At 72.0% G+C, this 26822-nt stretch carries 25 protein-coding genes and 1 riboswitch; of the genes, 13 read left to right on the top strand and 12 right to left on the bottom strand.

Going from position 1 to position 26822, the window contains the following annotated elements:
- Positions 1-62: 62 nt before the first annotated feature.
- Together ADL29_RS22965 and ADL29_RS22970 are read right to left on the bottom strand one after the other, a co-directional pair.
- Complete coding sequence (locus tag ADL29_RS22965; RefSeq protein WP_046928486.1) at positions 63-818, bottom strand: methyltransferase; 756 nt, start codon at positions 816-818, stop codon at positions 63-65.
- Positions 819-968: 150 nt separating this feature from the next.
- The gene (locus tag ADL29_RS22970; protein ID WP_046928485.1) at positions 969-1454 is read right to left on the bottom strand and encodes an SAV_6107 family HEPN domain-containing protein; all 486 of its coding nucleotides are present in this window, start codon (positions 1452-1454) and stop codon (positions 969-971) included.
- Between the two features lie 279 nt (positions 1455-1733).
- Between ADL29_RS22970 and ADL29_RS22975 the strand changes: the two genes are divergently transcribed.
- The 5 genes from ADL29_RS22975 to ADL29_RS22995 all read left to right on the top strand — a co-directional run bounded on the left by ADL29_RS22975 (position 1734) and on the right by ADL29_RS22995 (position 8002).
- The gene (locus ADL29_RS22975) at positions 1734-2570 is read left to right on the top strand and encodes an ATP-binding cassette domain-containing protein (RefSeq protein WP_053925494.1); all 837 of its coding nucleotides are present in this window, start codon (positions 1734-1736) and stop codon (positions 2568-2570) included.
- Positions 2542-4749, top strand: coding sequence for a YhgE/Pip domain-containing protein (locus ADL29_RS22980; protein ID WP_053925495.1), 2208 nt, complete (start codon positions 2542-2544; stop codon positions 4747-4749). The genes ADL29_RS22975 and ADL29_RS22980 overlap by 29 nt, the downstream gene beginning before the upstream one ends.
- Before the next feature lie 35 nt (positions 4750-4784).
- A complete protein-coding gene (locus tag ADL29_RS22985; RefSeq protein ID WP_046931338.1) occupies positions 4785-5399 on the top strand; it encodes a TetR/AcrR family transcriptional regulator in 615 nt (204 codons plus the stop codon).
- 410 nt (positions 5400-5809) lie between these two features.
- Positions 5810-6430 (top strand): DUF4126 domain-containing protein, encoded by a 621-nt coding sequence (locus ADL29_RS22990; protein WP_053925496.1) that lies wholly within the window; start codon positions 5810-5812, stop codon positions 6428-6430.
- Positions 6431-6490: 60 nt separating this feature from the next.
- A complete protein-coding gene (locus ADL29_RS22995; RefSeq protein ID WP_053925497.1) occupies positions 6491-8002 on the top strand; it encodes a phytoene desaturase family protein in 1512 nt (503 codons plus the stop codon).
- 46 nt (positions 8003-8048) lie between these two features.
- Here ADL29_RS22995 and ADL29_RS23000 read toward each other — a convergent pair whose 3' ends face one another.
- The 5 genes from ADL29_RS23000 to ADL29_RS23020 all read right to left on the bottom strand — a co-directional run bounded on the left by ADL29_RS23000 (position 8049) and on the right by ADL29_RS23020 (position 12796).
- Positions 8049-9275, bottom strand: coding sequence for a hypothetical protein (locus tag ADL29_RS23000; protein WP_053925498.1), 1227 nt, complete (start codon positions 9273-9275; stop codon positions 8049-8051).
- 37 nt (positions 9276-9312) lie between these two features.
- Positions 9313-10230 (bottom strand): methylenetetrahydrofolate reductase [NAD(P)H], encoded by a 918-nt coding sequence (gene metF, locus ADL29_RS23005; protein WP_053925499.1) that lies wholly within the window; start codon positions 10228-10230, stop codon positions 9313-9315.
- 129 nt (positions 10231-10359) lie between these two features.
- Entirely contained in the window at positions 10360-11010 is a 651-nt protein-coding gene (thiE, locus tag ADL29_RS23010; RefSeq protein WP_046928478.1) for a thiamine phosphate synthase, read from the bottom strand.
- Positions 11011-11095: 85 nt separating this feature from the next.
- Positions 11096-11461, bottom strand: a complete 366-nt coding sequence (locus ADL29_RS23015) for an Rv2175c family DNA-binding protein (RefSeq protein WP_053925500.1) — start codon at positions 11459-11461, stop codon at positions 11096-11098.
- A gap of 93 nt (positions 11462-11554) precedes the next feature.
- Positions 11555-12796 carry an NAD(P)/FAD-dependent oxidoreductase gene (locus ADL29_RS23020; RefSeq protein WP_053925501.1) on the bottom strand — a complete coding sequence of 414 codons (1242 nt, stop codon included), beginning with the start codon at positions 12794-12796 and terminating at the stop codon, positions 11555-11557.
- 153 nt (positions 12797-12949) lie between these two features.
- Positions 12950-13062, top strand: a riboswitch (TPP riboswitch).
- Here ADL29_RS23020 and thiO point away from each other — a divergent pair.
- The 6 genes from thiO (at position 13060) to ADL29_RS23050 (ending at position 19275) form a co-directional block, all read left to right on the top strand.
- A complete protein-coding gene (gene thiO / locus ADL29_RS23025) occupies positions 13060-14292 on the top strand; it encodes a glycine oxidase ThiO (RefSeq protein ID WP_211274370.1) in 1233 nt (410 codons plus the stop codon). It overlaps the preceding riboswitch by 3 nt.
- Positions 14289-14519, top strand: a complete 231-nt coding sequence (gene thiS / locus ADL29_RS23030) for a sulfur carrier protein ThiS (RefSeq protein ID WP_053925503.1) — start codon at positions 14289-14291, stop codon at positions 14517-14519. The genes thiO and thiS overlap by 4 nt, the downstream gene beginning before the upstream one ends.
- A 56-nt stretch (positions 14520-14575) precedes the next feature.
- Complete coding sequence (locus tag ADL29_RS23035) at positions 14576-15370, top strand: thiazole synthase (protein ID WP_053925533.1); 795 nt, start codon at positions 14576-14578, stop codon at positions 15368-15370.
- Between the two features lie 400 nt (positions 15371-15770).
- Positions 15771-17729 carry a Stk1 family PASTA domain-containing Ser/Thr kinase gene (gene pknB, locus ADL29_RS23040; protein WP_053925504.1) on the top strand — a complete coding sequence of 653 codons (1959 nt, stop codon included), beginning with the start codon at positions 15771-15773 and terminating at the stop codon, positions 17727-17729.
- 70 nt (positions 17730-17799) lie between these two features.
- The gene (locus tag ADL29_RS23045; RefSeq protein WP_053925505.1) at positions 17800-18702 is read left to right on the top strand and encodes a deoxyribonuclease IV; all 903 of its coding nucleotides are present in this window, start codon (positions 17800-17802) and stop codon (positions 18700-18702) included.
- Positions 18703-18786: 84 nt separating this feature from the next.
- Entirely contained in the window at positions 18787-19275 is a 489-nt protein-coding gene (locus ADL29_RS23050; protein WP_053925506.1) for a DUF4396 domain-containing protein, read from the top strand.
- A 45-nt stretch (positions 19276-19320) separates the two neighbouring features.
- On the opposite strand, the gene ADL29_RS23055 is transcribed toward ADL29_RS23050, so the two are convergent.
- Positions 19321-19944: a sulfite oxidase-like oxidoreductase gene (locus tag ADL29_RS23055; RefSeq protein ID WP_053925507.1), complete on the bottom strand. Its 624-nt coding sequence runs from the start codon at positions 19942-19944 to the stop codon at positions 19321-19323.
- 157 nt (positions 19945-20101) lie between these two features.
- Here ADL29_RS23055 and bfr point away from each other — a divergent pair, with 157 nt between their 5' ends.
- Entirely contained in the window at positions 20102-20578 is a 477-nt protein-coding gene (gene bfr, locus ADL29_RS23060) for a bacterioferritin (protein ID WP_046928469.1), read from the top strand.
- Between the two features lie 63 nt (positions 20579-20641).
- Here bfr and ADL29_RS23065 read toward each other — a convergent pair whose 3' ends face one another.
- Together ADL29_RS23065 and ADL29_RS23070 are read right to left on the bottom strand one after the other, a co-directional pair.
- The gene (locus ADL29_RS23065; protein WP_046928468.1) at positions 20642-20926 is read right to left on the bottom strand and encodes a (2Fe-2S)-binding protein; all 285 of its coding nucleotides are present in this window, start codon (positions 20924-20926) and stop codon (positions 20642-20644) included.
- Positions 20927-21102: 176 nt separating this feature from the next.
- The gene (locus ADL29_RS23070) at positions 21103-22446 is read right to left on the bottom strand and encodes a class II 3-deoxy-7-phosphoheptulonate synthase (protein ID WP_211274373.1); all 1344 of its coding nucleotides are present in this window, start codon (positions 22444-22446) and stop codon (positions 21103-21105) included.
- A 286-nt stretch (positions 22447-22732) separates the two neighbouring features.
- On the opposite strand from ADL29_RS23070, the gene ADL29_RS23075 reads away from it, so the two are divergent.
- On the top strand, positions 22733-24589 hold the full coding sequence (locus ADL29_RS23075) for an anthranilate synthase family protein (RefSeq protein WP_053925508.1): 1857 nt from the start codon (positions 22733-22735) through the stop codon (positions 24587-24589).
- Here the strand turns inward: ADL29_RS23075 and ADL29_RS23080 are convergent.
- Positions 24555-25571: a 2-hydroxyacid dehydrogenase gene (locus ADL29_RS23080; RefSeq protein ID WP_053925509.1), complete on the bottom strand. Its 1017-nt coding sequence runs from the start codon at positions 25569-25571 to the stop codon at positions 24555-24557. The genes ADL29_RS23075 and ADL29_RS23080 overlap by 35 nt on opposite strands.
- A gap of 139 nt (positions 25572-25710) precedes the next feature.
- Positions 25711-26739 carry a 6-phosphofructokinase gene (locus ADL29_RS23085; RefSeq protein WP_053925510.1) on the bottom strand — a complete coding sequence of 343 codons (1029 nt, stop codon included), beginning with the start codon at positions 26737-26739 and terminating at the stop codon, positions 25711-25713.
- Positions 26740-26822: the final 83 nt, after the last annotated feature.

The following is a 26822-nucleotide window of genomic DNA, read 5'->3' on the forward strand; positions in this document are numbered from 1 at the left end:
TCGGGTGGCCCGTGACCGACTGCACGCGGTGATCGTGCAGCCCGCACGAGGCCGGCCGGGGATCAGTCGCGCTCGGCGAGGACGTGCAGCTGGGTGGCCACCGAGTGGAAGGCGGGCTGCTCGGCGGCGGCCGCCTCGAGCTTGAGGAGGGCGTCCATGGCGCCGGGCTCGGTGTCGACCAGTACGCCGGGGACCAGGTCGGCGAAGACCCGTACGCCGTGCACCGCGCCGACCTGCAGGCCGGTGGCGGCGACCAGGTCGGTGAGCTGCTCGGCGGTGAAGCGGCGGGGCACCGGGTCGCCCGCGCCCCAGCTCCCGGCGGGGTCGGCGAGGGCGTGCCGGGCCTCGGTGAAGTGGCCGGCCAGGGCGCGGGCCAGTACGGCGCCGCCCAGGCCCGCGGCGAGCAGGCTGAGCGTGCCGGCCGGGCGCAGCGCGTCGACGGCGTTGCGGAGGCCCTCGGCGGGGTCGTCGACGTACTCCAGGACGCCGTGGCACAGCACGGTGTCGAAGCCGCCGCGCTCGACGACGTCGAACAGGCCGTGGGCGTCGCCCTGGACGGCGCGCACCCGGTCCTCGACCCCTGCCTCCGCGGCCCGGCGCTCCAGGGCGAAGAGGGCGTTGGGGCTGGGGTCGACGACCGTGACGCGATGGCCGAGGCGGGCCACCGGGACGGCGAAGTTGCCGGTGCCGCCGCCGGTGTCCAGGACATCCAGGGCGTCGCGCCCGGCGGTCTTGACCCGGCGCTCCAGGGCGTCCTTGAGGACCTCCCAGACCACGGCGGTACGAAGGGAGGCGCGGGGGCGCAGCGGGTCAGACACGGCGGGTGGCTCCTCGGCGGGGGCATGAACATCCAGTCGCCCACCACCCTATTCCGTTCCGCACCGTCCGCGGCCTGCGGCGCCTCCCCCGCCGTGCATCACGCCCGCCGGAGCCCTCGGGCCGCTGCGCCGCCGCTGCCGCCGCGCCGGTCAGCCCGCCCGCTGCGGCGGCAGCGGCGGCTGGAGCAGCAGCATCCGTTCCACCAGACGCAGGAACATCCACACGTCCCGCAGCAGATCGTCGGCATCGCGGCTGCTGGCCGCGCCGGCTATACCGGCCTCCGCCCTGGCCCGGCGGTCGGCGCCGGAGGCGAACAGGGCGCTCCATTCGGCGAGTTCGGGCGCGACCTCGGGGAGCACCTCCCAGGCGCTGCGTATCCGCTGCCGGCGGCGTGGGGTGGTTTCGGGCCGGCCGCGCACGGCGAGCACGGCGGCAGCGGTGCGCAGCGCGGCCAGATGGGCCGTGGCGAACCGTTCGTTGGGCGTCTCGAGGGTCTCCGCTTCGCCGAGGCCGTGGCGGGCCTGGGCGAGGAGACCGAGGGCGGCGGGCGGTGCTGTCGTCCGCCGCAGGACGGGGTGGACATCGCTCGGGGGACCGTACGCAGCGGAGCTGCCCGCGGTGGGACGAGCTGCCATGACGAACCTCCTGTCGTCGCATGCCGGTTCGGACCGAATGCTGATTCGGGACCGTATGACCCCATCGTGAGGTACACCACTGACAATCGGCGCTGACCTGCACTTTCTCCGACACTCCCACCGAAAAGCGGGGGCATGGCGAAGGGATCGGACCGGCGGTGCGGGCCGGCCGGACATCGATTCCCCGCAACCCCTTGCGTGCGGGCGGGTGCGGCACCGATACTTTTTGAACTGACCAGTCAGTTCAAGTAGCATTCGGCCCGAGGAGGGGAAGGGATCGTGGACAGCACCCCGCACGGGGCGGCGGTCACGGCCGCGGGCTTCGGCATCAAGGGCCCCCGCGGCTGGGCGTTCCGGAGCATCGACATCGCGGCGGCGCCGGGCTCGCTGATCGCCGTGCAGGGCCCGTCGGGTTCCGGCCGTACGTGCCTGCTGCTCGCGCTCACCGGACGGATGAAGTCCGCCGAGGGCACCGCCGAGGTCGCCGGGCTGCCACTGCCCAAGAAGATAGCCGCGGTCCGTTCCGTCACCGCACTCGCCCACGTACCCGGGGTCGCCGAGCTCGACCCGGCGCTGACGGTGGGCGAGCATCTGCGGGAACGCGCCCTGCTGCAGGGCCGGTTCGGGGCCTCGCTGCGGGCGCTGCTGCGGCCCCGCCGGGAGCGCCGGGCCGAGGCCCGCGCCCTGGTGGACGCCGCGCTCGAGGCGGCCGGGCTGGACCTGGAGTCGCTGCCCAAGGGGATCCGCACATCGGTGCGTGACCTGGAGCGGCTGGAGGCACTGCGGCTGTCCGTGGCGCTGGCGCTGATCGGCGGCCCGCGGCTGCTGGCCGTGGACGACACCGATCTGAAGCTGTCCGACGACGAGCGGCGCCAGGCCTGGGCGATGCTGCGCGCCCTGGCGGCGGCCGGCACGACGGTGCTCGCGGTGTGCAGCGAGCCCCCGGAGGACGGCGCGGAGGCCGAGGACGTGGTCCTGGTACGCACCGGCCGCACCGAAGCCGTACCGGACGGCGCGGCACAGAGCACGTCCGTACAGAACTCAGCCGTACAGAACGAGATGGACGACGACGAGGAGGGGGCGGCCGATGCGCTCGCCGAGACTGGCCGCGCTTGAGCTGAAGCGGTTCGGGAGGGGGAAGCTGCCGCGCGCGGCGCTGGCCGCGCTTCTGCTGCTGCCGCTGCTGTACGGCGCGCTGTACCTGTGGTCCTTCTGGGACCCGTACGGACGGCTCGACAAGATACCGGTCGCGCTGGTCAACGAGGACAAGGGCGCCGACGTCGGCGGGCAGCGGATCTCGGCGGGCGAGAGCATCGTCGACGGGCTGGGCGACAGCCACACCTTCGACTGGCGCCCGGTGGACGCCGGGGAGGCCGCCAGGGGCGTCGAGGACGGCACGTACTACCTCTCGCTGTCCATCCCCCGGGACTTCAGCAAGCGGATCGCCTCCAGCTCCGGCGACCACCCGGAGACCGGCGCCCTGAAGGTGCGGACGAACGACGCGAACAACTACATCGTCGGGCAGATCTCCCGGACGGTGTTCTCCGAGGTGCGCGCGGCGGCCTCCGAGAAGGCCTCGCGCACCTTCTTCGACAAGATCTTCGTCTCCTTCTCGACACTCCACGACAAGACCGAGGAAGCCGCCGGCGGCGCCGACAAGCTCAAGAACGGCATCGGGAAGGCCAAGGACGGCAGCGGCCGGCTCGCCGACGGACTGGGCACCGCCAAGGACGGCAGCGGCAAGCTGGTCAAGGGCCTGGGCGACCTCGACGCGGGCGCCGGGCGGCTCACCCGGGGCAGTTCCGACCTCGCCAAGGGGGCCGGTACGGCCGCCGACGGGTCGCGCCAACTGGCGGACGGCTCCGGGCAGGTGGCCGACGGCACCCAGCAGCTGGCCGACACCGTCAACGGCATCAACGACAAGGTGGGGCCCTTCATCCACGCGCACGGCAAGGAGATCGGCGAGGCGGCACGGCTCGTCGCCGACGGCTCCCAGGCCGTCCGCGACCACCTGGACAAGCTGCCCGGCGCGGCCGCCGACGGAGCGCGCCTCTCCCGGGGCATCTCCGACCACCTGGCCAGGTACTACCGGATGCGCTGCGAGAGCGGGATCACTCTCGAGACCTCCTGCCCCGAGCTGAAGCAGCTCAGGGACGACGCGGACCGGGCGGCGGACGTCGCCGAGAAGGTCAGCGGCTACGTCCACGACCAGAAGAACCTCGACCAGCTGGACCGTGACCTGGGCACGCTGCACTACCTGGCGGGCGAGCTGGCGAAGCACGGGCCGACCATGGGCCGGGACATGGACGCCGCGGTCAAGAAGATCAATGACCTCAACGACGGTGCGCACAAGGTGGCCGCGGGCGCGCGCAAGCTGGCGGCGGGCAATGCCCGGCTGGCCGACGGGGCGGGCCGGCTCAGCGACGGTGCCCACCAGCTGCACGACGGCACCGGCCGCGCCGCCACCGGGATGGGCGACCTCGACTCCGGTGTGGGCAGGCTCAAGAACGGTGCGCAGACGCTCGACGGCGGTCTGTTCAAGCTCTCCGACGGCTCGCGGAAGCTGGCCGGCGGGCTGCACGACGGCGCCCAGCAGATCCCCGATTACGGCAAGAAGGACCGCGACGCGCGCACCCTGGTGATGTCCGACCCGGTGCAGCTGGCGTCCGACTCCGCCCACAAGGCGGCGAACTACGGCACCGGCTTCGCCCCGTACTTCATCCCGCTGTCCCTGTGGGTCGGCGCCATGGTGGCGTACATGCTGATCCAGCCGCTCAACCGGAGGGCGCTGGCGATGGGCGCCGCCCCCTGGCGGGTGGCGGTGTCCGGATGGCTGCCGGTGGTCGGTATCGGGGTGCTGCAGACCGCGGCCCTGATGTCCGTACTGCACTTCGCGCTCGGCCTCGAGATGGCCCGGGCGGCCGGCACGATCGGCTTCCTCGTCCTGGTCACGGCCTGTTTCTCGGCGATCGTGCAGTGGCTGAACGCGAAGTTCGGACCGGCCGGCCGGATCCTGGTGCTGGCGCTGCTGATGCTCCAGCTGACCTCGGCGGGCGGTACGTACCCGGTGCAGACCAGCCCCGGCTTCTTCAACGCCATCCACCCCTATCTGCCGATGAGTTACATCGTCGAAGGGCTGCGCCGGCTCATCACCGGGGGCGGTCTGGAGCCCGTGTGGCAGGGCAGTCTCGTACTCGCCGCCTTCACCGTGGGAGCGCTCGCGCTGACCTCTGTGGCGGCCCGCGGCCGCCAGGTGGTGCGGATGAAGGACCTCCACCCGGAGCTGAGCCTGTGAGCAGGCGGGCCGCGGGGACCGGCACAATCGCCCCCATGGACAGCTCCACTACACGCCGCGACGCCACCCGGCGCAAACTCTTCGAGGCCGCGGTCACGCTCATCGCCGAACAGGGCTTCTCCTCCACCACGGTGGACGAGATCGCCGAACGGGCGGGCGTCGCGAAGGGCACCGTCTACTACAACTTCGCGAGCAAGAACGTTCTCTTCGAGGAGCTGCTGCGGCACGGCATCGAGCTGCTGGCGACCTCCCTCCAGGAGGCCGCCGACGAGGTGACCGGCCGCGGCGGCAGCCGGATCGACGCCCTGGACGCGATGATCCGGGCCGGGCTGGAGTTCATCTCCGCCTACCCGGCGCTCACCCAGCTCTACGTGGCCGAGCTGTGGCGCACCAACCGCGCCTGGCAGTCGACGCTGATGGTGGTGCGCGAACGGGCCATCACGGTGGTGGAGAACGTGCTGCGACAGGCGGTGGCCCATGAGGAGCTCAGCGAGGAGATCGACATCCCGCTGACCGCCTCGGCGCTGTTCGGGATGGTCCTGGTGGCCGCCCTGGACTGGCAGTCGTACCAGCCGGACCGGTCGATCGACGATGTGCACGCGGCGCTGTCGCGGCTCCTCCAGGGGAGGGTCACCGGCCGCCGGGAGTGACCCGGGGCCGGGGCGGCGGTGCGCGCCGAGTGGTCGGTTCCGGCGCGCACCGTACGTACGGCCCCGCGCTCCCCACAAAAGAGTGCGCTGCCCTGGCCAGGATCGTTCCCCCGCCGATCCGACCAGGACAGCGCTTCCCCCGTGCTCCCCCGTGCTCCCCCGTGGAGCCCCCGTACGTTCCCCCGTGTTTCCCCGTTACGGCCGGGAGCCGCGCCGTTCCGCCGCCCCGTGTCGGCGGTGCGGCGCCGCGTCCCTTCCGTGGTGAACACTCTTCCTTCCGGACGGCCGCCGGCCCATCCGCGTACCTACTCATCTCGCCGGCTGAGTACGGATACTCAGAACTGAGCACATGACGCCGGTACCGCCGGGAGCCGCCCCGCGCCGCCCGCGGCTGGCCTACGATCTCCTGCGTGTCCGTACTCCCGTTGGTCTTCACCAGTGGCTGGGCGAGCGGAATCAACGCCTATGCCGTCGTCCTTCTCCTCGGCCTGCTCGGCGCCTCCGGCGTCACCGACGAGGTGCCCGCCGCACTGCAGCGTCCCGATGTGCTGATCGTGGCCGCCGTGCTCTTCGTCATCGAGGCGGTCGCCGACAAGGTGCCCTATGTCGACTCCGTCTGGGACGCCGTCCACACGGTGATCCGGCCCATCGCGGGCGGCGTGGTGGCGGCGCTGCTCGCCGGTCACGACGGGTCGCTGCCCCAGCTCGCGGCCGGTGCGGTGGGCGGAACCACGGCGCTGCTCAGCCATCTGGTCAAGGCGGGCACCCGGATCGCGGTCAACACCTCGCCGGAGCCCGCGAGCAACATCGTGCTGAGCCTGGCCGAGGATCTGGGCGTCGCCGGGCTCATCGCCTTCGCCGTCTTCCACCCGGTGCTCGCGGCGAGCATCGCGGGCGTGCTCCTGATCGGCGGCATCGCGCTGGTGATCTTCATGTGGTCGCGGATCCGCCGCTTCCTGCGCCGCCGGCGCGCACGGCGCGAGGAGAAGCGCCTGGCCACGGCGGGCGGCGTGGCGCCTCCTGCGGGCTGAGGGGCCACGGACGGAACCGCCCCACCGCCGTTGTCAGTGCCGCCGGATAAAGTCGCAGGCATGGCACGGATTGCGGTGATCGGCGCCGGGATGGGCGCGATGGCGGCCGCTGCCCGGCTGGCCGTTGCGGGCCACCGGGTGGCGGTGTACGAGCGCGGCGCGACGTACGGCGGCGCGCTGCGGCGGTACGAACGGGACGGCTTCGCCTTCGACACGGGGCCCGGTCTGCTGCATCTGCCCGCCGTCTACCGCGATCTGTTCCTCAAGACGGGCAAGGAGCCACTGGAGAGCTGCGTCGAGCTGGCGCAGGTCGATCCGGCGAGCCGCCATGTCTTCGCGGACGGCACCGCCGTCTCGCTGCCGAACGCCTCCCGGGCCGGCGTGCTCGCGGCCCTGGACGAAGCGCTGGGCGACGGCGCGGGCGAGCGCTGGAGCGCGCTGGTCAACCGCGCCCGCGAGGCCTGGGACGCCACCCGCCGCCCGCTCCTGGAGGAGCCGCTGTGGCAGGACTGGCGGGTGCTGGGCCGCGATCCGTATCCGGCGGTGCGACGGCGCGGGCTGTTCGGGCGCGGCAAGGGCCCCACAACCGCCACGCTCGCCGAGATCGCCCACCGCGAGCTGGCCGATCCGCGGCTGGTCGCGCTGCTGGAGAGCCATGCGCTGGCGTACGGCTTCGACCCGCGCAGCGCCCCGGCGAGCGCGGCGGTGCTGCCGTACATGGAGCAGACCTTCGGGAGCTGGTACCCGCGCGGCGGGATGCGGGCGCTGGCCGCGGCGGTGTACGAGCGCTGCCGGGCGCGCAAGGTGGAGTTCTCCTTCGGTGCGGAGGTGACCGGGATCGTGGCGAAGGACGGCCGCGCGGCGGGCGTCGGGCTGGCCGACGGCCGGGTGGCGGAGGCGGAGTTCGTGGTCGCCGGTATCGATCCGGTACAGCTTCCCGGGCTCTGGGAGGAGGGCGAGCTCTGGGGGGCGGAGGACGTACGCCCCGGTCCGGGGGACCGGGCCGCGGGGCGGCTGACGGTGTGTCTGGCGCTGCGCGGGGCGCGCCCCGCGGGTGCCGTGCACCGGACGGTGGTCCATGCCGGTGACCGTGCGGCCGAGCTGGCGGGTGTCTTCGGCGACGGTTCCGGGCGGCGCGGTCCGTGCGCCCGGCCCACGGTGACGGTGCTGCGCCCCGACGACCCCACTACCCGGCCCGACGACGGCCATGAGGCCGTGACCCTGGCCGCGACGGTCGCCCCGCCCGGTCCGGTCGACTGGAGCGACCGGGAGACGCTGGTGCGGGAGGCGGACCGGATGACCGGCATCGCCGAGGCCGCGGTTCCGGGGCTGCGCGAGCGGGTGCTGTGGCGGGAGGTACTGCCGCCCGTGGAGGGCGATTTGGTGCCGGGGCCCGCGCTGGCGGGCCGGGACGGCCGCTTTCTGCGGCCCGGCAACCGCACCCGAATACCGGGGCTGTACACGGTCGGCGGCTGGTCGCACCCGGGAGGCGGGCCGGCGCACGCCGGGATGTCCGGCGCGATCGTGGCGGGCCTGATCGTGAACGGCGACGACTGGCACGGCTCCACCTGAGCCGAGCGGTCGCCGCCGGGCGTGAGACCCGCGCCGCGCCCCCGTCTCAGTAGCGGTACTGCTGCTCGTCGTACCCCTGCTGCTGGTAGGGCGGGTACTGCTGCTCGGGCGGGAGGTCGCTGTCGCGCTGCTGCGGCACCCAGACCCCGCCGGGCGGTGTCTGGGAGTAGCCCTGCCCCGCCTCCTGGCCCAGGCCGTCGTACTGCCCGTTCTGCCCGGCGGCGTACGGCGACTGGCCGTAGGGATCCGGCTGCTCGTACGGGTCGTAGGGCGCCGCGTACTGCTGGGCGCCGACGTACGGGTCGGAGTAGGGCGCCTGCCCGCCCTGGCCGAGGCCGTCCCCGTAGGCCGCGTACGGGTCGGCATAGGCATCGGTGTAGGGGGCCTGGCCGGTCGCCGGCTGGCCGTAACCGCCGTCGTAGGCATAGCCGTTGCCGCTGCCGTCGACAGCGCCGTCGCCGTCGCTGCCGGTGTTGCCGGTGGCGTTGCCGTAGGCGTCGTAGGGGGTGTAGCCGGGCTGCTGCACGGCGCGGGCGTCGGAGCTGTAGATGCCGTAGGTGCCGGTCTCGTCGGGCATCGGCTGCGGGGCGTACACGGGGGCGGCGGTGTCGTACGAGCTCTGCCCGGCGTAGGTGGAGTCAGCGGCGTATGCGGGCTCGGCGGGGTACGGGCTCTGGCTCTCGTACGGACCCTGGGTGCCGTACGGGCTCTGGGCTTCGTACGGGCTCTGGCCCGCATACGGACCCGGGCCTGCATACGGGCCCTGTGCGTCGGAGGAGTTCTGCGCGCCGTACGCGTCCTGTCCCGGGTAGCCGTTCTGGCCGGTGTAGGCGTCCTGGCCGGCGTAGGCGTCCTGGCCGCCCTGGAAGGCGTTGGCGCCCGCGAAGACGTTCTCGTCCTCGTCCCGGCCGGTGTCGTCGGTGGCCGGTACCTCTTCCAGGCCGGAGACTTGGAGGGTCGGTTCGGCGGCGGGGGCGCCGCCCGCGCGGGCCCGGCGGCGCCGGCTCTGCTGCTCCGGCTTGGTGCGCAGGGCCCAGCCGGTGGTGAAACCGCGCCGGAAGGAGAGCGTGACGTTCGTCTGGCCGATGGCGAAGGCGATCAGGCCGGCCCCGATCACGATCACCTGGGGCAGGATCACGCCCACGACCACGCCGAGGAAGCCCACGAAGGCCAGCAGCCGCCAGCGCAGCCGCGCCTTGTTCTGGAGCAGGACCTCGGCCAGGAGCCAGACGGCTACCAGACCGAACGCGATGTAGAGGATCGTCCAGCCCATATACGCCCCTCTTCCGCCGCTTTCCGGCCACCGTAGATCAGGACCGCTGGTGCAGCCCCAGATTCTCGTAGATCTCCAGAGTCGCCGTGGAGTGGTTCAGGGTAATGAAGTGCAACCCCGGGATGTCCTCGGCCATCAAGCGTGCACACAGTTCCGTCGCGTACTCGATGCCAATGGAGCGTACCGCCGCACGGTCGTCCTTGACCGCCAGGATGCGTTCGGCCAGCTCGGGCGGGAAGGCGGCGTTGCTCAGCTGGGCGAAGCGCTCGATCTGGCGGACGTTGGTCACCGGCATGATCTCGGGGATGATCGGCGTCGAGCAGCCCGCCGCGGCGACCCGGTCGCGCAGCCGGAGGTAGTCCTCGGCGTAGAAGAACATCTGGGTGATGGCGAAGTCGGCGCCGGCGCGGCACTTGTCGACGAAGTGCGCGACGTCGGTGTCCCAGTCCGTCGAGCGCGGGTGCATCTCGGGGAAGGCGGCGACGCCCACGCAGAAGTCGCCGGATTCCTTGATGAGGCGGACCAGGTCGGCGGCGTAGTCGAGGCCCTGCGGGTGGCGCACCCACTCGCCCATCGGGTCGCCGGGCGGGTCGCCGCGCAGCGCGAGCATGTTGCGGATGCCGGCGTCGGCGTACTGGCCGATGACGTTGCGCAGGTCGGCCAGGGAGTGGTTGACGGCGGTCAGGTGGGCCACCGGGGTGAGGGTGGTGTCGGTGGCGATGCGTTCGGTGGCGCGCACCGTGCCCTCACGGGAGGTGCCGCCGGCGCCGTATGTCACGGAGACGAAGGTCGGGGCGACGGCCTCGATGCGGCGAATGGCGTTCCACAGGGTCCGCTCGCCCTTCTCCGTCTTCGGGGCGGCGAACTCGAACGAATATGACTTCTTGCCGGAAGCCAGCAGCTCGCGCACGGTGCGTGCGCGATCAGTCCTGGTGGAAGCTGTACCTAGGGCCATACCGGCAGGTTAACCAGAGCCCCGGCGCACACCAACCGACAGCGACGATTGTCCACGGGTTGGACATTTTCCCGGCCACCGGACGTCCGGAAATCGTTGCCGGAGCGTACGGGTCCGATGAGTCAGGGCCTAGGCGCTCCGGGTACGGATCCGCTTCGCCAGGCCGGCGGCGGCCGCTCCCGGGTCGTCGGCCTCGGTGAGGGCCCGTACGACCACGATCCGGCGGGCGCCGGCCTCCAGGACCTCGTCGAGGTTGCCCGCGTCGATCCCGCCGATGGCGAACCAGGGGCGCTCGGGGGCCTGTGCGGCGGTGTAGCGGACGAGGTCGAGGCCGGGGGCGGGGCGGCCCGGCTTGGTGGGGGTGGGCCAGCAGGGGCCGGTGCAGAAGTAGTCCACCCCTGCCTCGGCGATCGCGGCGTCCACCTCGGCCTCGGCGTGGGTGGAGCGGCCTATGAGGACGTCCTGGCCGAGGACGGCGCGGGCGGCCGGGACCGGCAGGTCGCCCTGCCCGAGGTGCAGCACCTCGCTGCCGATGGCGTGGGCGACGTCGGCGCGGTCGTTGACCGCGAGCAGTTTGCCGTGCCGGCGGCAGGCGTCCGCGAAGACCTCGAGATGGCGCAGCTCCTCGGCGGCCTCCATGCCCTTGTCGCGCAGCTGGACGATGTCCACGCCCGAGGACAGCACCGCGTCCAGGAACTGCGGCAGGTCGCCCTGGCGGGTGCGGGCGTCCGTGCAGAGGTAGAGCCGGGCGTCGGCGAGGGCCTGTCGTGCGGTGGTCATCGGGCGGCTGTCCCCCCAGGTCGGGGGCGTACGGGCCGGGCGGCCCGTACGCCCCGGTGCGGTTACGGATTCGGGTGCGGTGGCGTCAGACGGCGAGTGCCTGGGCCCGGCGCTTGACCTCCGTGCCGCGATTCTCGCGCAGTGCCTGCGCCGGGGTGCCGGGCAGGGTCTCATCGGGCGTGAAGAGCCATTCGAGCATTTCGTCGTCGGCGAAGCCGTCGTCGCGCAGCAGGGTCAGGGTGCCGACGAGGCCCTTGACGACCTTGCCGTCCTTGATGAAATCGGCGGGTACCTGGAGCACCCGGTTCTCGCCGCGGCGCACCGCGATCAGCTGGCCCTCCTTGACCAACTGCCGGATGCGTGTCACCTCGACGCCGATCTCTTCGGCGATGTCGGGGAGGGTGAGCCAGGCGGGGACGAGTCCATCGATGTTTGCGTCAATCTCGGTCACAGGACAAGCGTGCCACCTCGCACTGACAGCCGGTAGCCGGGCATCGCCATCAGGGTCGCCGGGGCACACCGGAGGGTGAGTCCCGGCGGTGCGTCACAGCACCGCCGACTTCAGCGGCAGCGCGGCGTCCGCGGCCCGGTCCCGGTCGAGTGCGGCGCCCTTCTCGATGAGCTTGCGGCCCTGGGCGAGGTCCCGGGGCCGTCCGACGGCCAGCAGCGCCACCAGGCGGTGGTCGCGCAGCCAGAGCACCGACCAGGAGGCCCCGGCCGGGTCGCCGCGCCAGATCATCTCGTCGGCGGCCTCGTGATGGCCCGCGTACTGCACGAACCGCCCGAACTGCTCGGACCAGAAGTACGGGACCGGGTCGTAGACGACGCCCTCCGCCGCTCCGCGTGTGATGTTCTCGCCCACCGTGCGGGGGCCCTGGAGGGCGTTGTCCCAGTGGTGGATCAGCAGCCGGCGGCCGTAGCGGGCGGAGGGGAAGGAGGCGCAGTCGCCGACCGCGTAGACGTCGGGGGCGGAGGTGCGCAGGTGTGCGTCGGCCAGGACGGAGCCGTCCTGCGGCGACAGGGCGATGCCGGAGCCGGCCAGCCAGCCGGTCGCGGGGCGGGCGCCGATGCCGACGACGACGGCGTCGGCCGGCAGCCGGGTGCCGTCCGCGAGGGTGACCGCGCCCGGTTCGACGGCGGCGACGCCCACGCCGGTGCGCAGTTCGGCCCCGGCGTCCGCGTACCAGCCGGTCATATGGGCGGTGACCTCGGCGGGCAGCGCGCCGGCCAGCGGGCGGTCGGCGGCCTCGACGACGGTGACCGAGCAGCCCGCCTCGCGCGCCGCGGTCGCGAACTCCGCGCCGATCCAGCCCGCCCCGACGACCACGATCTCGTGCCGGGCGGCGAGCACCGGCCGCAGCCGTTCGGCGTCGTCGAGGGTGCGCAGCAGATGGACGCCGGGCTTGCCTTCGCTGCCGGGCAGCAGGACGGGGTCGGCGCCGGTGGCGACGACGGCGTAGTCGTACGGGAGGGGGCCCTCGGCCGTGTCGGCCTCGTGGTCGTCCGGGCGCAGCGCGGTGACCGGGCGGGCGAGGTGCAGATCGATGCCCAGGCCCGCGAAGTCGACGTCGAAGGCGGATCCGTCTGCCTTGCCGAGCAGCAGTCCCTTGGACAGCGGGGGGCGGTCGTAGGGCTGGTGGGGCTCGTCGCCGAGCAGGGTGATCGCGCCGCGCCAGCCCCGTTCGCGCAGGGCGACCGCGGTCTGCACTCCGGCGATCCCCGCGCCGGCGATCACCACGCGCGGCGTGCGGTCAGGTGCCTGGGAGGACGTACTCTGCTCGCTCACCCGATCACTGTAGGACGGCGGAGGACGACGGGAAGGCAGCCGGGAGCAGCACGCAGCGAGATCTCTGACACAGCGTCACGGACGGTGACGCGGGCGGCCCGCCCCGGGGCGCTCCCTTACGGCGTGTCGCGGGCCCGTACTAGGGTGACGGGTACACGCACTCGCGGGAGCCCGGACGTACCGGGCTGAGAGGGAGGCTGGCCGGCCTCCGACCGTACGAACCTGATCCGGGTCATGCCGGCGAAGGGAGGGGCTGGACGCCCATGCATCCGTCTGGCACATCATCATCCGGTACACCCTCGCAACCGGCCGGCGGGCACCCCGATGTGCTCGTCATCGGGGGCGGCATCATCGGGCTGGTCACCGCCTGGCGGGCGGCCTGTCGCGGGCTGCGCACCGCGGTGGCGGACCCTGCGCCCGGCGGCGGTGCCGCACAAGTCGCGGCCGGCATGCTGGCCGCCGTCACCGAGCTGCACTACGGCGAACAGACCCTGCTCGGCCTCAATCTGGCCTCCGCGCGGCGCTATCCGGAGTTCACCGCCGAGCTGGAGGAGGCGAGCGGAGCGCGGATCGGCTACCGGCGGTGCGGCACCCTGGCCGTGGCGCTGGACGCCGACGACCGCGCCCATCTGCGCGATCTGCACGCCCTGCAGATCCGGTCCGGGCTGGACTCGCAGTGGCTGACGGGGCGGGAGTGCCGCCGTCTTGAGCCGATGCTGGCGCCCGGGGTGCGCGGCGGCCTCCGGGTCGACGGCGACCACCAGGTCGATCCGCGCCGCCTGGCGGGCGCGCTGCTGACCGCCTGTGAGCGGGCCGGGGTGGTCTTCCACCGGTCCCGGGCCGCGCGGCTGACGGTCGACGGCGGACGGGCCTCGGGCGCCGTGCTCGCCGACGGCGGGCGGGTGCCGGCCGGCCAGGTCGTGCTGGCCGGGGGCAGCTGGAGCGGGCGGCTGGCCGGGGTCCCCGAGGCCGTGCTGCCGCCGGTACGGCCGGTCAAGGGGCAGGTGCTGCGGCTGCGGCTGCCCGAGGTGCCGGCCGGGAGCCCCGCGTTCCTGTCGCGCACCGTACGGGCCGTGGTCCGCGGCAATCCCCTCTATCTGGTGCCCCGGGAGAGCGGCGAGCTGGTCCTCGGCGCCACCAGTGAGGAGCTGGGCTTCGACACCACCGTCACCGCGGGCGGCGTCTACGAGCTGCTGCGGGACGCGCACGAGCTGGTCCCGGGCATCACCGAGCTGCCGCTCGTGGAGACCTGCGCCGGGCTGCGGCCCACCTCCCCCGACAATGCGCCGCTGCTCGGGCCGACCGCGCTGCCCGGCCTCCAGCTGGCCACCGGGCACTTCCGCAACGGCGTCCTGCTGACGCCCGTCACCGGCGAGGTGATGGCCGAGGCGCTGGCCACCGGGAGCCTCCCGGACCTGGCCCGCCCGTTCTCCCCCGCGCGCTTCACCGCCCGAGGTGCCGAGCGCGCCCGCGTTCCCGAGGAGCAGCCCGTATGAGCACGCCCAGTGCCCCTGCCCCCACCGTGTCGGTGTCCGTCAACGGCGAGGCCCGTCAGATCCCGGGTGATCTGACCCTCGACCGCCTTGTCGCCATGCTCACCCGGGCGACCGCCGGGGTGGCCGCCGCGGTCAACGAAACCGTGGTGCCGCGGACCCAGTGGCCCGCCACCCCGCTCGGCGACGGTGACCGCGTCGAGGTGCTCACCGCGGTCCAGGGAGGCTGATCCGCACCATGACCGCAGACACGACCGCAGGGACGGCCGCCCACCCGGCCGCGGACATCGCCGATGACCTGCTGACCATCGACGGCACCACCTTCGAGTCCCGTCTGATCATGGGGACCGGGGGCGCGCCCAGCCTCGACGTCCTGGAGCGCGCGCTGGTCGCCTCCGGTACGCAGCTGACGACCGTCGCCATGCGGCGGCTGGATCCGACCGTGCAGGGCTCGGTGCTGTCCGTACTGGAACGGCACAAGATCCGGGTGCTGCCCAATACGGCGGGCTGTTTCACCGCGGGCGAGGCGGTGCTCACCGCCCGGCTGGCGCGGGAGGCGCTCGGCACCGACTGGGTCAAGCTCGAGGTCGTCGCCGACGAGCGGACCCTGCTGCCCGATCCGATCGAGCTGCTGGACGCCGCCGAGACCCTGGTGGACGACGGTTTCACGGTGCTTCCGTACACGAACGACGACCCGGTGCTGGCCCGCAAGCTGGAGGACGTGGGCTGTGCCGCGATCATGCCGCTGGGTTCGCCGATCGGCTCCGGGCTGGGGATCCGTAATCCGCACAACTTCCAGCTGATCACCGAGCGGGCGGGCGTCCCCGTCATCCTGGACGCGGGCGCGGGCACCGCCTCGGACGCCGCGCTGGCCATGGAGCTGGGCTGTGCGGCGGTGATGCTGGCGTCTGCGGTGACACGGGCGCAGGAGCCGGCGCTGATGGCTGCGGCGATGCGACTCGCCGTCGGGGCGGGCCGATGTGCCTACCGTGCCGGGCGGATTCCGCGGCGGCACTTTGCGCTCGCCTCTTCGCCGACGGAGGGGGTGGCGGCGTTCGATCCTGAACGCCCGGCCTTCTAGGGGTTTCTCCCCACGTTTTCGTCTGCGGCGCCGCGGTGTCTTCTCGCCGTTGCGCCTGCGGCGGGCGGCGGTTGTGTGTCGGCCGCGGTGCCGGCCCTCCGGACTCCGTCCTGCGGTCCGTCCCCTCCCGACGGTGGGGGGTGAACAGGCCGGTGGGGGCGAGCGTCCCACTCCCACTGCGCGTGCGTACGGGATTACGGACACCCCACCGTCTTTCCCCACCCACAACGGGGAGGTGCCGGGCTGTAGCGGCGGAGCCGTGTGAGCCCGGTGCCGCTGCCGGACAGCCCCGCGCAGCGGCACCGCCCGCCGCAGGCGCAACGGCGAACAACCCCCACGGCGGGAAAGCCGACAACGTGGGGCCCCGGCAAAGCGCAGCGGACCCGTAAACTCTTCCCCCGTGGATACGACCCTTCAGGACCCGCTCGAGGGCCAACTGCTCGACGGCCGCTACCACGTCCAGTCCCGTATCGCCGCAGGCGGGATGGCCACGGTGTACCGGGCCTTGGACACCCGCCTCGACCGTGTGCTCGCGCTGAAGGTGATGCACCCGAGCCTCGCCACCGATGCGGCGTTCGTGGACCGCTTCATCCGCGAGGCGAAGTCGGTGGCGCGGCTGTCCCACCCCAACGTGGTGGGCGTCTTCGACCAGGGCACGGACGGTACGTATGTCTATCTGGCGATGGAGTACGTCGCGGGGTGCACGCTGCGCGATGTGCTGCGTGAGCGGGGCGCCCTGCAGCCGCGGGCCGCGCTGGACGTCCTGGAGCCGATCCTCGCCGCTCTGGGGGCCGCGCACCGCGCCGGGTTCGTCCACCGGGACATGAAGCCGGAGAACGTCCTGATCGGCGACGACGGCCGGGTCAAGGTCGCCGACTTCGGCCTGGTGCGCGCGGTGGACACCAACACCACCGCCTCCACCGGGTCGGTCCTGGGCACGGTCTCCTATCTGGCGCCCGAGCAGATGGAGCACGGCACCGCGGACGCCCGGGTCGATGTCTACGCCTGCGGTGTGGTGCTCTTCGAGATGCTGACCGGCGGCAAGCCGCACACCGGTGGTTCCGCGGCGCAGATCCTCTACCAGCATCTGCACGAGGACGTGCAGCCGCCGTCCGCCTTCGTGCCGGGGCTGGCGCCGCAGCTGGACGATCTCGTGGCGCTGGCCACGGCCCGCGATCCCCAGCAGCGTCCGCAGGACGCGGTGGCCCTGCTGTCGCGGACGCGGTCGGCCCGCGGGGAGCTGACCGACGAGCAGCTGGACGTGGTGCCGCCGCAGGCGCACGAGGTGCCCGCGAGCGACACCGAGCGGACGGATGTGCTGCCGCGGATCGGCGGCGCCCCGCTGCCCGGAGAGGCGGAGCTGAACCGCACCAGCCGCCTCGACATACCGCCCGCGGACACGGTGCCGCCCGCGGAGCAGACCACCCGGCTGCGCCCGGTGCCCGCCGCGGCGCCGCCCGCCGGTCTGATACAGCGGCACAAGATCCTCACCATTGTGGCGGCCGTGCTGCTGGTCCTGGGGGTGGGCACCGGTGTCTGGTACGTCAGTGCCGGGCAGTTCACGACCGTCCCGGCCGTGCTGGACATGCCGCAGGGCAAGGCGGTCAAGACGCTGCGCGACGAGGGGCTGGGCGTGAAGGTGGTGCGCGGCTTCAGCTCGAACGTGGAGCGCGGCCATGTCATGAAGACCGATCCGGGGGTCGGCAAGCGGATCCGCGGTACGGACACGGTCACCCTCACCGTCTCGCGGGGTCCGGAGATCGTCTCCGTACCGGACCTGTCGGGCACACCGGTGGCCGACGCCAAGCGCAAGCTGCGCGACCTGGGGCTGGTTCCGGGCGCCGTGAAGCGGGCAATCGACGCAGACGTCGCCAGGGGCTCGGTGATCCGTACGGATCCGCCCGCGGGCAGCAAGCGGCATCCCGACACGGCGGTGGCGCTGACGGTCAGCCGGGGTGCCCCGGTCGACGTGCCGGATGTGGTCGGCGACGACCGTGCCGATGCGGAGGCGGCGCTGCGTGAGCAGGGCCTGCGGGTGAAGTTCGCGGAAGCGCCGGTGTTCTCCGAGGAGGACAAGGGCACCGTGGCCCGGCAGTCACCCGGCACGGACACCCCTCTGGGCGCGGGCGACACGGTCACCCTCACGCTCTCCAAGGGCCCGGAGATGGTCACCGTCCCGGACGTGACCGGCAAGAGCGAAGCGGACGCCAGGAAGGCGCTGGGGGCGGCCGGCTTCCAGGTCGAGGTGAAGAAGCCGTGGCTCTTCCCGCAGGACGAGGTCGACAGCCAGTCGGTCGAGGGGGACGAGCAGGCCCCGAAGGGCAGCACGATCACCATCAAGCTCAAGGGCGCCCTGTAGTCCCTGCTCCCCCGTGTGCGGCGGCCGTCCCGGAGGACGGCCGCCGGCCCGCACCTGGCACCCTGGGGGCGTGAGTACTACCCCAGAGCAGGACGGGCGGCGCGCCCGCGCACGTAATCCGGTCGGCGGCCATGTGCCGGTGGCCGGCGGCCTGGCGAAGACCGGCCTTCCGTACGCCCGGGAGATGGGCGGCGAGACCGTGCAGGTCTTCGTGGCCAACCCGCGCGGCTGGGCGACGCCGCCCGGCAGCCCGGCGCAGGACGAGCTCTTCAGGGCGGCCTGTGCACAGGAGGGCATCCCGGCCTATGTCCATGCGCCGTATCTGATCAACTTCGGGTCGCACAACGAGGTGACCGTCGAGAAGTCCGTGGAGTCGCTGCGCCACTCGCTGCGGCGCGGGCGGGAGATCGGCGCGCTCGGGGTGGTCGTGCACACCGGATCGGCGACCGGCGGCCGGCCGCGTACGGCGGCGCTGGCGCAGGTGCGGGAGCGGATGCGGCCGCTGCTGGACGAGCTGACGCGGGACGACGATCCCTGGCTGCTGCTGGAGCCGACGGCCGGGCAGGGGGCGTCGCTGTGCGCGCTGGCCGAGGACCTCGGCCCGTATTTCGACGCGCTGGACCGGCACCCGCGGCTCGGTGTCTGTCTGGACACCTGCCATGCCTTCGCGGCGGGTCACGACATGGCGGCGCCGGGCGGGATGAAGGCGCTGCTGGACGAGCTGGTGGACGTCACCGGTGAGGGCCGGCTGAAGCTGATCCACGCCAATGACTCCAAGGATGTGGTGGGCGCCCACAAGGACCGGCACGCGAACATCGGCGCCGGGCACATCGGCGCGGAGCCCTTCGGTGAGCTGTTCCGGCATCCGGCGACCGAGGGGGTACCGCTGGTCATCGAGACACCGGGCGGCAAGGAGGGCCATGCGGCGGACGTGGCCCGGCTGAAGGAGCTGCGGGGTCCGGCCACCGCGTGAGGAACACCCGTTGAGGAATACCCCAGGGGGGTATACGGTTTCTGTTGTCGGGCAGGAACCGCTACCTCTCGTCGGGGGCTTCCCATGCAGCAGCAGGCACAGCACGTACACCACGGTCACGAACACGCCCACGCGCCCGCCGGCTGGGCGATGGCCGCCCGGGCCACCCTGCACTGCCTCACCGGCTGCGCGATCGGCGAGATCCTGGGCATGGTGATCGGCACCGCGCTGGGCTGGCACAACGCCCCGACGATGGTCCTTGCGATCGTCCTGACCTTCGCCTTCGGGTATGCGCTCACGCTGCGCGGCGTCCTGCGGGCGGGCGTCGGTTTCCGTACGGCCTTCCGGGTCGCGCTCGCCGCGGACACGGTCTCCATCGCCGTCATGGAGCTGATCGACAACGGCGTGATCGCCCTCTGGCCGAGCGCCATGGACGCCCAGCTGTCGGATGCCCTGTTCTGGGCCGCGCTGGCGGCCTCACTGGCGCTCGCCTTCGCGGTCACCACACCGCTCAACAGATGGATGATCGCCCGCGGCAAGGGCCATGCGGTGGTGCACCGGTACCACGGCTAGGCGGTCCGCCTGGGGTGCGATCCGGGGCTCACACCCCGGGCGCACTCAGAGCTCCGGACCCTCCCCCGGCTGCTCCTGGTAGGAGTAGCGCTGCTCGCGCCACGGGTCACCGAGGTTGTGATAGCCGCGCTCCTCCCAGAAGCCGCGGCGGTCGGCCGTCATGTATTCGATGCCGCGGACCCATTTGGGGCCCTTCCAGGCGTACAGATGCGGCACGACCAGCCGTACCGGAAAGCCGTGTTCCGCGGTGAGGAGTTCGCCGGAGCGGTGGGTGGCGAAGAGGCAGTTCTCGCCGGCGAAATCCGCCAGCCGCAGATTCGAACTGAATCCGTACTCGGCCCACACCATCACATGGGTGACGTCCGGTGCGGGCGGCGCGAGATCCAAGATCGTTTGCGTGCGGACCCCGCCCCATTCGGCGCCCAGCATGCTGAATTTCGTCACGCAGTGCATATCCGCAACGACCGTCGCATACGGCAGGGCGGTGAATTCCTCATGCGTCCAGCAGTGTTTTCCACCGTCCGCGGTGGCGCCGAAGGCCCGGAACTCCCAGCGCTCGGGGCGGAACCTGGGAACCGGACCGTAATGCGTCACCGGCCAGCCCCGCTGCAGTCGCTGACCCGGAGGCAGCTGAGGATGCTCCTCTTCGCGACTGCGCGGCTGACCCATGCCCCCATGGTGTCAGACCGGGAGGGGTGCCGATGACCAGGGAGGGAAGCAATCGGGCAACTCGTACTAAGCGTGAACTTACTGGACGCCCTGCTCGGGGCGGTGCGAGGATGCGCGGCACCTGCCCAGTTCTGTCGCGCGGAAGGAGCCCGCAGCCATGCAGGGCGATCCCGAGGTCATCGAATTCCTCAACGAGCAGCTGACCGCCGAGCTGACCGCGATCAATCAGTACTTCCTGCACGCCAAGATGCAGGAGAACTTCGGCTGGCCGAAGCTCGCGAAGTACACCCGCAGCGAGTCGTTCGACGAAATGAAGCATGCGGAGATCCTGACCGACCGCATTCTCTTCCTCGAAGGGCTGCCGAACTATCAGCGGCTGTTCCATGTGCGCGTCGGCCAGACCGTCACCGAGATGTTCCAGGCGGACCGGCAGGTCGAGGTCGAGGCCATCGACCGGCTCAAGCGCGGTATCGAGATCATGCGCGCCAAGGGCGACATCACCTCGGCGAATATCTTCGAGGACATCCTCGCGGACGAGGAGCACCACATCGACTATCTCGACACCCAGCTGGAGCTGGTGGAGAAACTCGGTGAGGCGCTGTACATCGCCCAGCTGGTCGAGCAGCCGAGCTGAGCGTGCCCGTACAAGGGCCCGTACGAGGGGTGCTCACCGAAGGGGCCGTGCCGCCCGGCAGGGCTAGGCGGCCTCCTGGAGCGCCACGGGCACCGCTGCGGCCACCTCCGCGACCGGCGTCGGCCCGGTCGCGGCGCCGGTGCCCAGCGGTTCGGGATCGCCGCTGTCGATGAGCTCACGGCGCGGGCACGCACCACGGCCGAGCAGCTGCTGGATACGGCGGACACAGCCGCCGCAGTCGGTGCCGGCCTTGCAGGCGGAGGCGATCTGGCGGGGAGTGCAGGCGCCCGTGTCCGCGTGTTCGCGGACCTGCTGCTCGGTGATCCCGAAGCATGAGCAGACGTACACGCGGTTTCACCTCCGTAGGAACACCTCGGCGGACTCGTCGATCGCGACCGGTACCGCTGATCTTGAGTGAGGTTACCCTTACCTTACCCGGCACGCAGGGCGGCGACAACGCGCGGATACGGCGATGGGGCGCGGATCACAGGATCCGCGCCCCACTCATGCCGTTACCGGGTGCCCTACTGGTCGCGGTACATCTCCGCCACCAGGAACGCCAGGTCCAGCGACTGGCTGCGGTTGAGCCGCGGGTCGCAGGCGGTCTCGTAGCGCTGGTGCAGATCGTCGACGAAGATCTCGTCGCCGCCGCCCACGCACTCGGTGACATCGTCGCCGGTCAGCTCGACGTGGATGCCGCCCGGGTGGGTGCCCAGGCCCTTGTGGACCTCGAAGAAGCCCTTGACCTCGTCCAGCACGTCGTCGAAGCGGCGGGTCTTGTGGCCCGAGGCGGCCTCGAAGGTGTTGCCGTGCATCGGGTCGCAGATCCACGCCACCTGGGCGCCGGAGGCGGTGACCTTCTCGACCAGCCCGGGGAGCTTGTCGCGGACCTTGTCCGCACCCATCCGGGTGATGAAGGTCAGCCGGCCCGGCTCGCGCTCCGGGTCGAGGCGCTCGATGAGGGTGAGCGCGTCCTCCACCGTGGTCGTCGGGCCGAGCTTGACGCCGATCGGGTTACGGATGCGGGCGGCGAACTCGATGTGCGCGCCGTCCAGCTGCCGGGTGCGCTCGCCGATCCACACCATGTGGCCCGAGACGTCGTAGAGGTTGCCGGTGCGCGAGTCCACGCGGGTGAGCGCCGACTCGTAGTCGAGGACCAGCGCCTCGTGGGAGGCGTAGAACTCGACGGTACGGAACTCCTCCGGGTCGACCCCGCAGGCATTCATGAAGTTCATCGCGCGGTCGATCTCGCGGGCGAGGTCCTCGTAGCGCTGCCCCGCCGGCGAGGACTTCACGAAGTCCTGGTTCCAGGCGTGCACCTGGCGCAGGTCGGCGTAGCCGCCGGTGGTGAAGGCGCGCACCAGGTTCAGGGTCGCGGCGGAGGCGTGGTACATCCGCTTCAGGCGCTCGGGATCCGGGATCCGGGCCGCCTCGGTGAACTCGAAGCCGTTGACGGAGTCGCCGCGGTAGGTCGGCAGGGTCACGCCGTCGCGGGTCTCGGTCGGCTTGGAGCGCGGCTTGCTGTACTGGCCGGCGATCCGGCCGACCTTGACCACCGGGACGGACCCGGCGTAGGTCAGTACGGCGCCCATCTGGAGGAGCGTCTTGAGCTTGTTGCGGATGTGCTCGGCGGAGACGGCGTCGAAGGCCTCCGCGCAGTCGCCGCCCTGAAGGAGGAACGCCTCACCACGGGCGACCGCTCCCAGGCGCTCACGCAACTGGTCGCACTCACCCGCGAAGACGAGCGGCGGATAGGACTCGAGCTCCGCGATCACATCGCGCAGAGCCTCTTGGTCCGGCCAGTCAGGCTGCTGCGCCGCGGGCAGGTCTCGCCAGGTGTTGCCACCGGCGTGGGTTTCAGCGTTCACGGTCACGAACACCACATTACGGGGTCTTGCCGGGGGCCCAGCACGGCGACCGGAGTGTGAGACGGCCCGTGGACACCACCCCGGTACGGCAGGCCCGGCATCGGGTAGGGTGCCCGTCATGTACGCGCAACCGGCCATGAACATGAACTGGTGGTGGACCGCTCATCCGGCGGCCCACTGATTCGCGCGCACTCCACAGACTCCGCGAAGGCCGCCCCAGGGGCGGCCTTCGGCGTTTCCCGAGCAGGCCGTCCCTCCGCTCCACCCCATGAGTGAGGACGAGAACATGCACCTGCCCGAGCTGCTCGCCGACGACCGGCCTTTTGCCCTGCTGCGCCGCCGCACACCCGGCCGCGACCACGACACGGTGGAGGTCCTCATCGGCCCGGTCGCCCCGTACGACCGGCTCGCCGACCTCCCCGAGGGCCTGGCCCTGGCGCCGTTCCGGCAGATCAGGGAGCGCGGCTTCGATGTCCGCGACGACGGCACCCCGCTGCTGGCGCTGACCCCCGAGGAGCGGTACGAGCTGCCGCTCGCCGAGGCGCTGGCGCAGCTCCCGGCCCACCGGGTGCGGGTGGCGAGCGGGGCCTTCGACGTCGGCGACGAGGAGTACGCGGAGATCGTCGGGCGGGTGGTCCGGGACGAGATCGGCAGCGGCGAGGGCGCGAACTTCGTGATCCGGCGGACGTACGAGGGCCGGATCCCGGGGTTCGGCCGGGCCGACGCGCTCGCGCTGTTCCGGCGGCTGCTGGCCACGGAGCGGGGGGCGTACTGGACGTTCGTGGTGCACACCGGGGAGCGCACGCTGGTGGGGGCCAGCCCCGAGGTGCATGTGCGGATGAGCGGTGGGACCGCCGTCATGAACCCGATCAGCGGGACGTACCGCTACCCGGCCGGCGGCCCGACCGCCGACGGGCTCCTGGAGTTCCTCGCGGACGGCAAGGAGACCGAGGAGCTCTCGATGGTCGTCGACGAGGAGCTGAAGATGATGTGCACCGTCGGTGACCGGGGCGGCGTGGTGATCGGGCCGCGTCTGAAGGAGATGGCGCACCTCGCGCACACCGAGTACGAGCTGCGCGGACGCTCGTCCCTGGATGTGCGGGAGGTGCTGAAGGAGACGATGTTCGCGGCGACGGTGACCGGGTCGCCGGTACAGAACGCGTGCCGGGTCATCGAACGGCACGAAACCGGCGGCCGCGGCTACTACGCGGGCGCCCTGGCGCTGATCGGCCGCGATGCGGGCGGCGCGCAGACGCTGGATTCGCCCATTCTGATCCGTACGGCCGACATCGGTGCGGACGGGGCGCTGCGGGTGCCGGTCGGGGCGACGCTGGTGCGCGGGTCGGACCCGGCGGGCGAGGTGGCGGAGACGCACGCCAAGGCGGCGGGGGTGCTCACCGCGCTCGGGGTGCGCGAGGCGCCCGCCCGTCCGGCGGACGCGGCACGGACCCGGCTGGCCGACGACCCCCGGGTACAGGCCGCGCTGGATGCCCGCCGCGCCGGTCTCGCCCCGTTCTGGCTGCGGATGCAGACGACCGCGCCGACCGCCGCGCTCGGCGGCCATGCGCTGGTCGTCGACGCCGAGGACACCTTCACCGCGATGCTGGCGCATCTGCTGCGCACCTCGGGCCTGACGGTGGACGTCCGCCGGTACGACGAGCCGGGGCTGCGGCAGGCCGCCCTCGGGCACGAGGGCCCGGTCGTGCTGGGCCCCGGCCCCGGCAACCCGGCCGACGCCGCCGATCCCAGGATGCGCACGCTGCGCGCCCTGACCGCCGAGCTGGTCCGCGGGCACCGGCACGGCCTGCTGGGGGTCTGCCTGGGGCATGAACTCCTCGCCGCGGAGCTGGGGTTGGAGATCGTGCGCAAGGAGGTGCCCCTGCAGGGCGCACAGGAGCAGATCGAGTTCTTCGGACGCCAGGAAACCGTCGGCTTCTACAACACCTTCACGGCCCGCTGCGACGACTCCACGGCGGCCGAACTGGCCATGCACCGCGTCGAGTTGAGCCGGGACCCGGAGACCGGGGAGGTGCATGCGCTGCGCGGCCCCGGCTTCGCGGGTGTGCAGTTCCACCCCGAGTCGGTGCTGACCCTGGACGGCGCCGCGGTCACCGCTCAGCTGCTTGCAGCTGTCCTCGTGTGACCAGCATGTTCTCGTTGGAGCGGTGGGCCAGGTAGTCCTCGACGTTGCGTACCGTGGCGTCGATGATCTGGCCCACCGCGTCCTCGGTGAAATACGCCTGATGCGAGGTGACCAGCACGTTCGGGAACGTCATCAGGCGGGCGAGGGTGTCATCGCCCATGACTTCCAGGGACTTGTCGAAGAAGAAGAGCCCGGCCTCCTCCTCGTAGACGTCCAGGCCGACGCCGGCGAGCTTGCCGGTCTTGAGCGTGTCGACCAGGGCGACGCTGTCGACGAGGCCGCCGCGGCTGGAGTTGACCAGGATCGCGTCGTCCTTCATCGCCGCCAGCGCGGCGGCGTCGACGAGGTGGCGGGTGGCCTCCAGCAGCGGGACGTGCAGGGTGATCAGGTCCGACCGGGCGAACAGCTGCTCCCGGCCGACGTACTTCATGCCGAGGGCGACGCAGTTGGGGTTCTCGGCGAGGTCCCAGCCGAGGAGGTTCATGCCGAAGCCATGGGCGATGCGGGTGAACGCCTCGCCGATCCTGCCGGTGCCGATCACGCCCGCGGTACGGCCGCGCAGATCGCGGCCCATCAGGCCGTCCAGCCGGAAGTCGAAGTTACGGGTGCGGTTGGTGGCCCGTACGATCCGCCGGTTCACCGCCAGCGCGAGGCCCCAGGCGAACTCCGCGACCGCGTACGGGGAGTAGTGGGAGACCCGGCCGATGGTCATGCCGAGGTCGGCCGCGGCCTCCAGGTCGATGTTGTTGAAGCCCGTGGAGCGCTGGGCGATCATCTTGGTGCCGCCGATCGCGAGGGACTGGAGCACATCGGCGCCCAGGTCGGCGTCGACGCTGGAGCTGACGACCTCGTAGCCGTGCGCGATGGCGGCGGTGTCGCGGTTGACGGGGACATCGAGGCTGCGGACCTGGTGGTGGCCCTCGAAGGCCTTCTCCAGCAGCGCGCGCTCATCCGCCTGGACACCGAAGGCGACGATCTCCACGTTCTCTCCCGCCGGTACGAATGGCCCTCTGCACACACCTATGCACCCATGCATGCGAAATGGGCCGGATATGTCGCGTACGGCGAATATACGGCCCATTGGTCCGGTGTGACGACCGGAGGGCGTGGCGCGGCCCGGGTCAGCCGAAGAACACCCCGGCCTCGGAGTAGAGCGCGGGATCGACGGTCTTCAGCTTCGCGGTGGCCTCCGCGATCGGGACGCGGACGATGTCGGTGCCGCGCAGCGCGACCATCTTCCCGAAGTCGCCGTCGCGCACTGCCTCGATGGCGTGCAGCCCGAAGCGGGTGGCCAGCCAGCGGTCGAAGGCGCTGGGCGTGCCGCCGCGCTGGGTGTGGCCGAGCACCGTCGTCCGGGCCTCCTTGCCGGTACGGGACTCGATCTCCTTGGCCAGCCACTCCCCCACACCGGACAGCCGGACGTGCCCGAAGGAGTCGGTGGAGTCGTCCTTGAGGACCATCTGGCCGTCCTTGGGCATGGCGCCCTCGGCGACGACCACGATCGGTGCGTAGCGGACCTTGAAGCGGGACTCGATCCAGCCGCAGACCTCGCCGATGTCGAAGCGCTGCTCGGGGATGAGGATGACGTTCGCGCCGCCGGCCAGGCCGGAGTGCAGCGCGATCCAGCCGGCGTGCCGGCCCATCACCTCGACGACCAGGACCCGCATATGGGATTCGGCGGTGGTGTGCAGCCGGTCGATGGCCTCGGTGGCGACGCCGACGGCGGTGTCGAAGCCGAAGGTGTAGTCGGTGGCGGAGAGGTCGTTGTCGATGGTCTTGGGAACGCCGACACAGGGGACGTCGTAGTCGCCGGAGAGCCGGGTGGCCACCCCGAGGGTGTCCTCGCCGCCGATCGCGATCAGCGCCCCGACCTCGTACTTGGCGAGGTTCTCCTTGATGCGGCGGACGCCGTCCTCCTCCTTGAAGGGGTTGGTCCGCGAGGAGCCGAGGACGGTGCCGCCACGCGGCAGGATTCCGCGGACCGCCGGGATGTCCAGCGGCACGGTGTTGCCCTCGAGGGGGCCGCGCCAGCCGTCCCGGAAGCCGATGAAGTCATATCCGTATTCCTGGGTGCCCTTGCGGACGGCGGCCCTGATCACTGCGTTCAGACCAGGGCAGTCGCCGCCGCCGGTGAGTACTCCGACCCGCATGGCTCCACCTACCTCCCGTATCGATGGCCGCGCACGGCCATAGCTGAGCAGACCCGGCCACGCTAATGGTGATCTGGGTCACT

It is taken from the genome of Streptomyces chattanoogensis, from assembly GCF_001294335.1.
GTDB lineage: Bacteria > Actinomycetota > Actinomycetes > Streptomycetales > Streptomycetaceae > Streptomyces > Streptomyces chattanoogensis.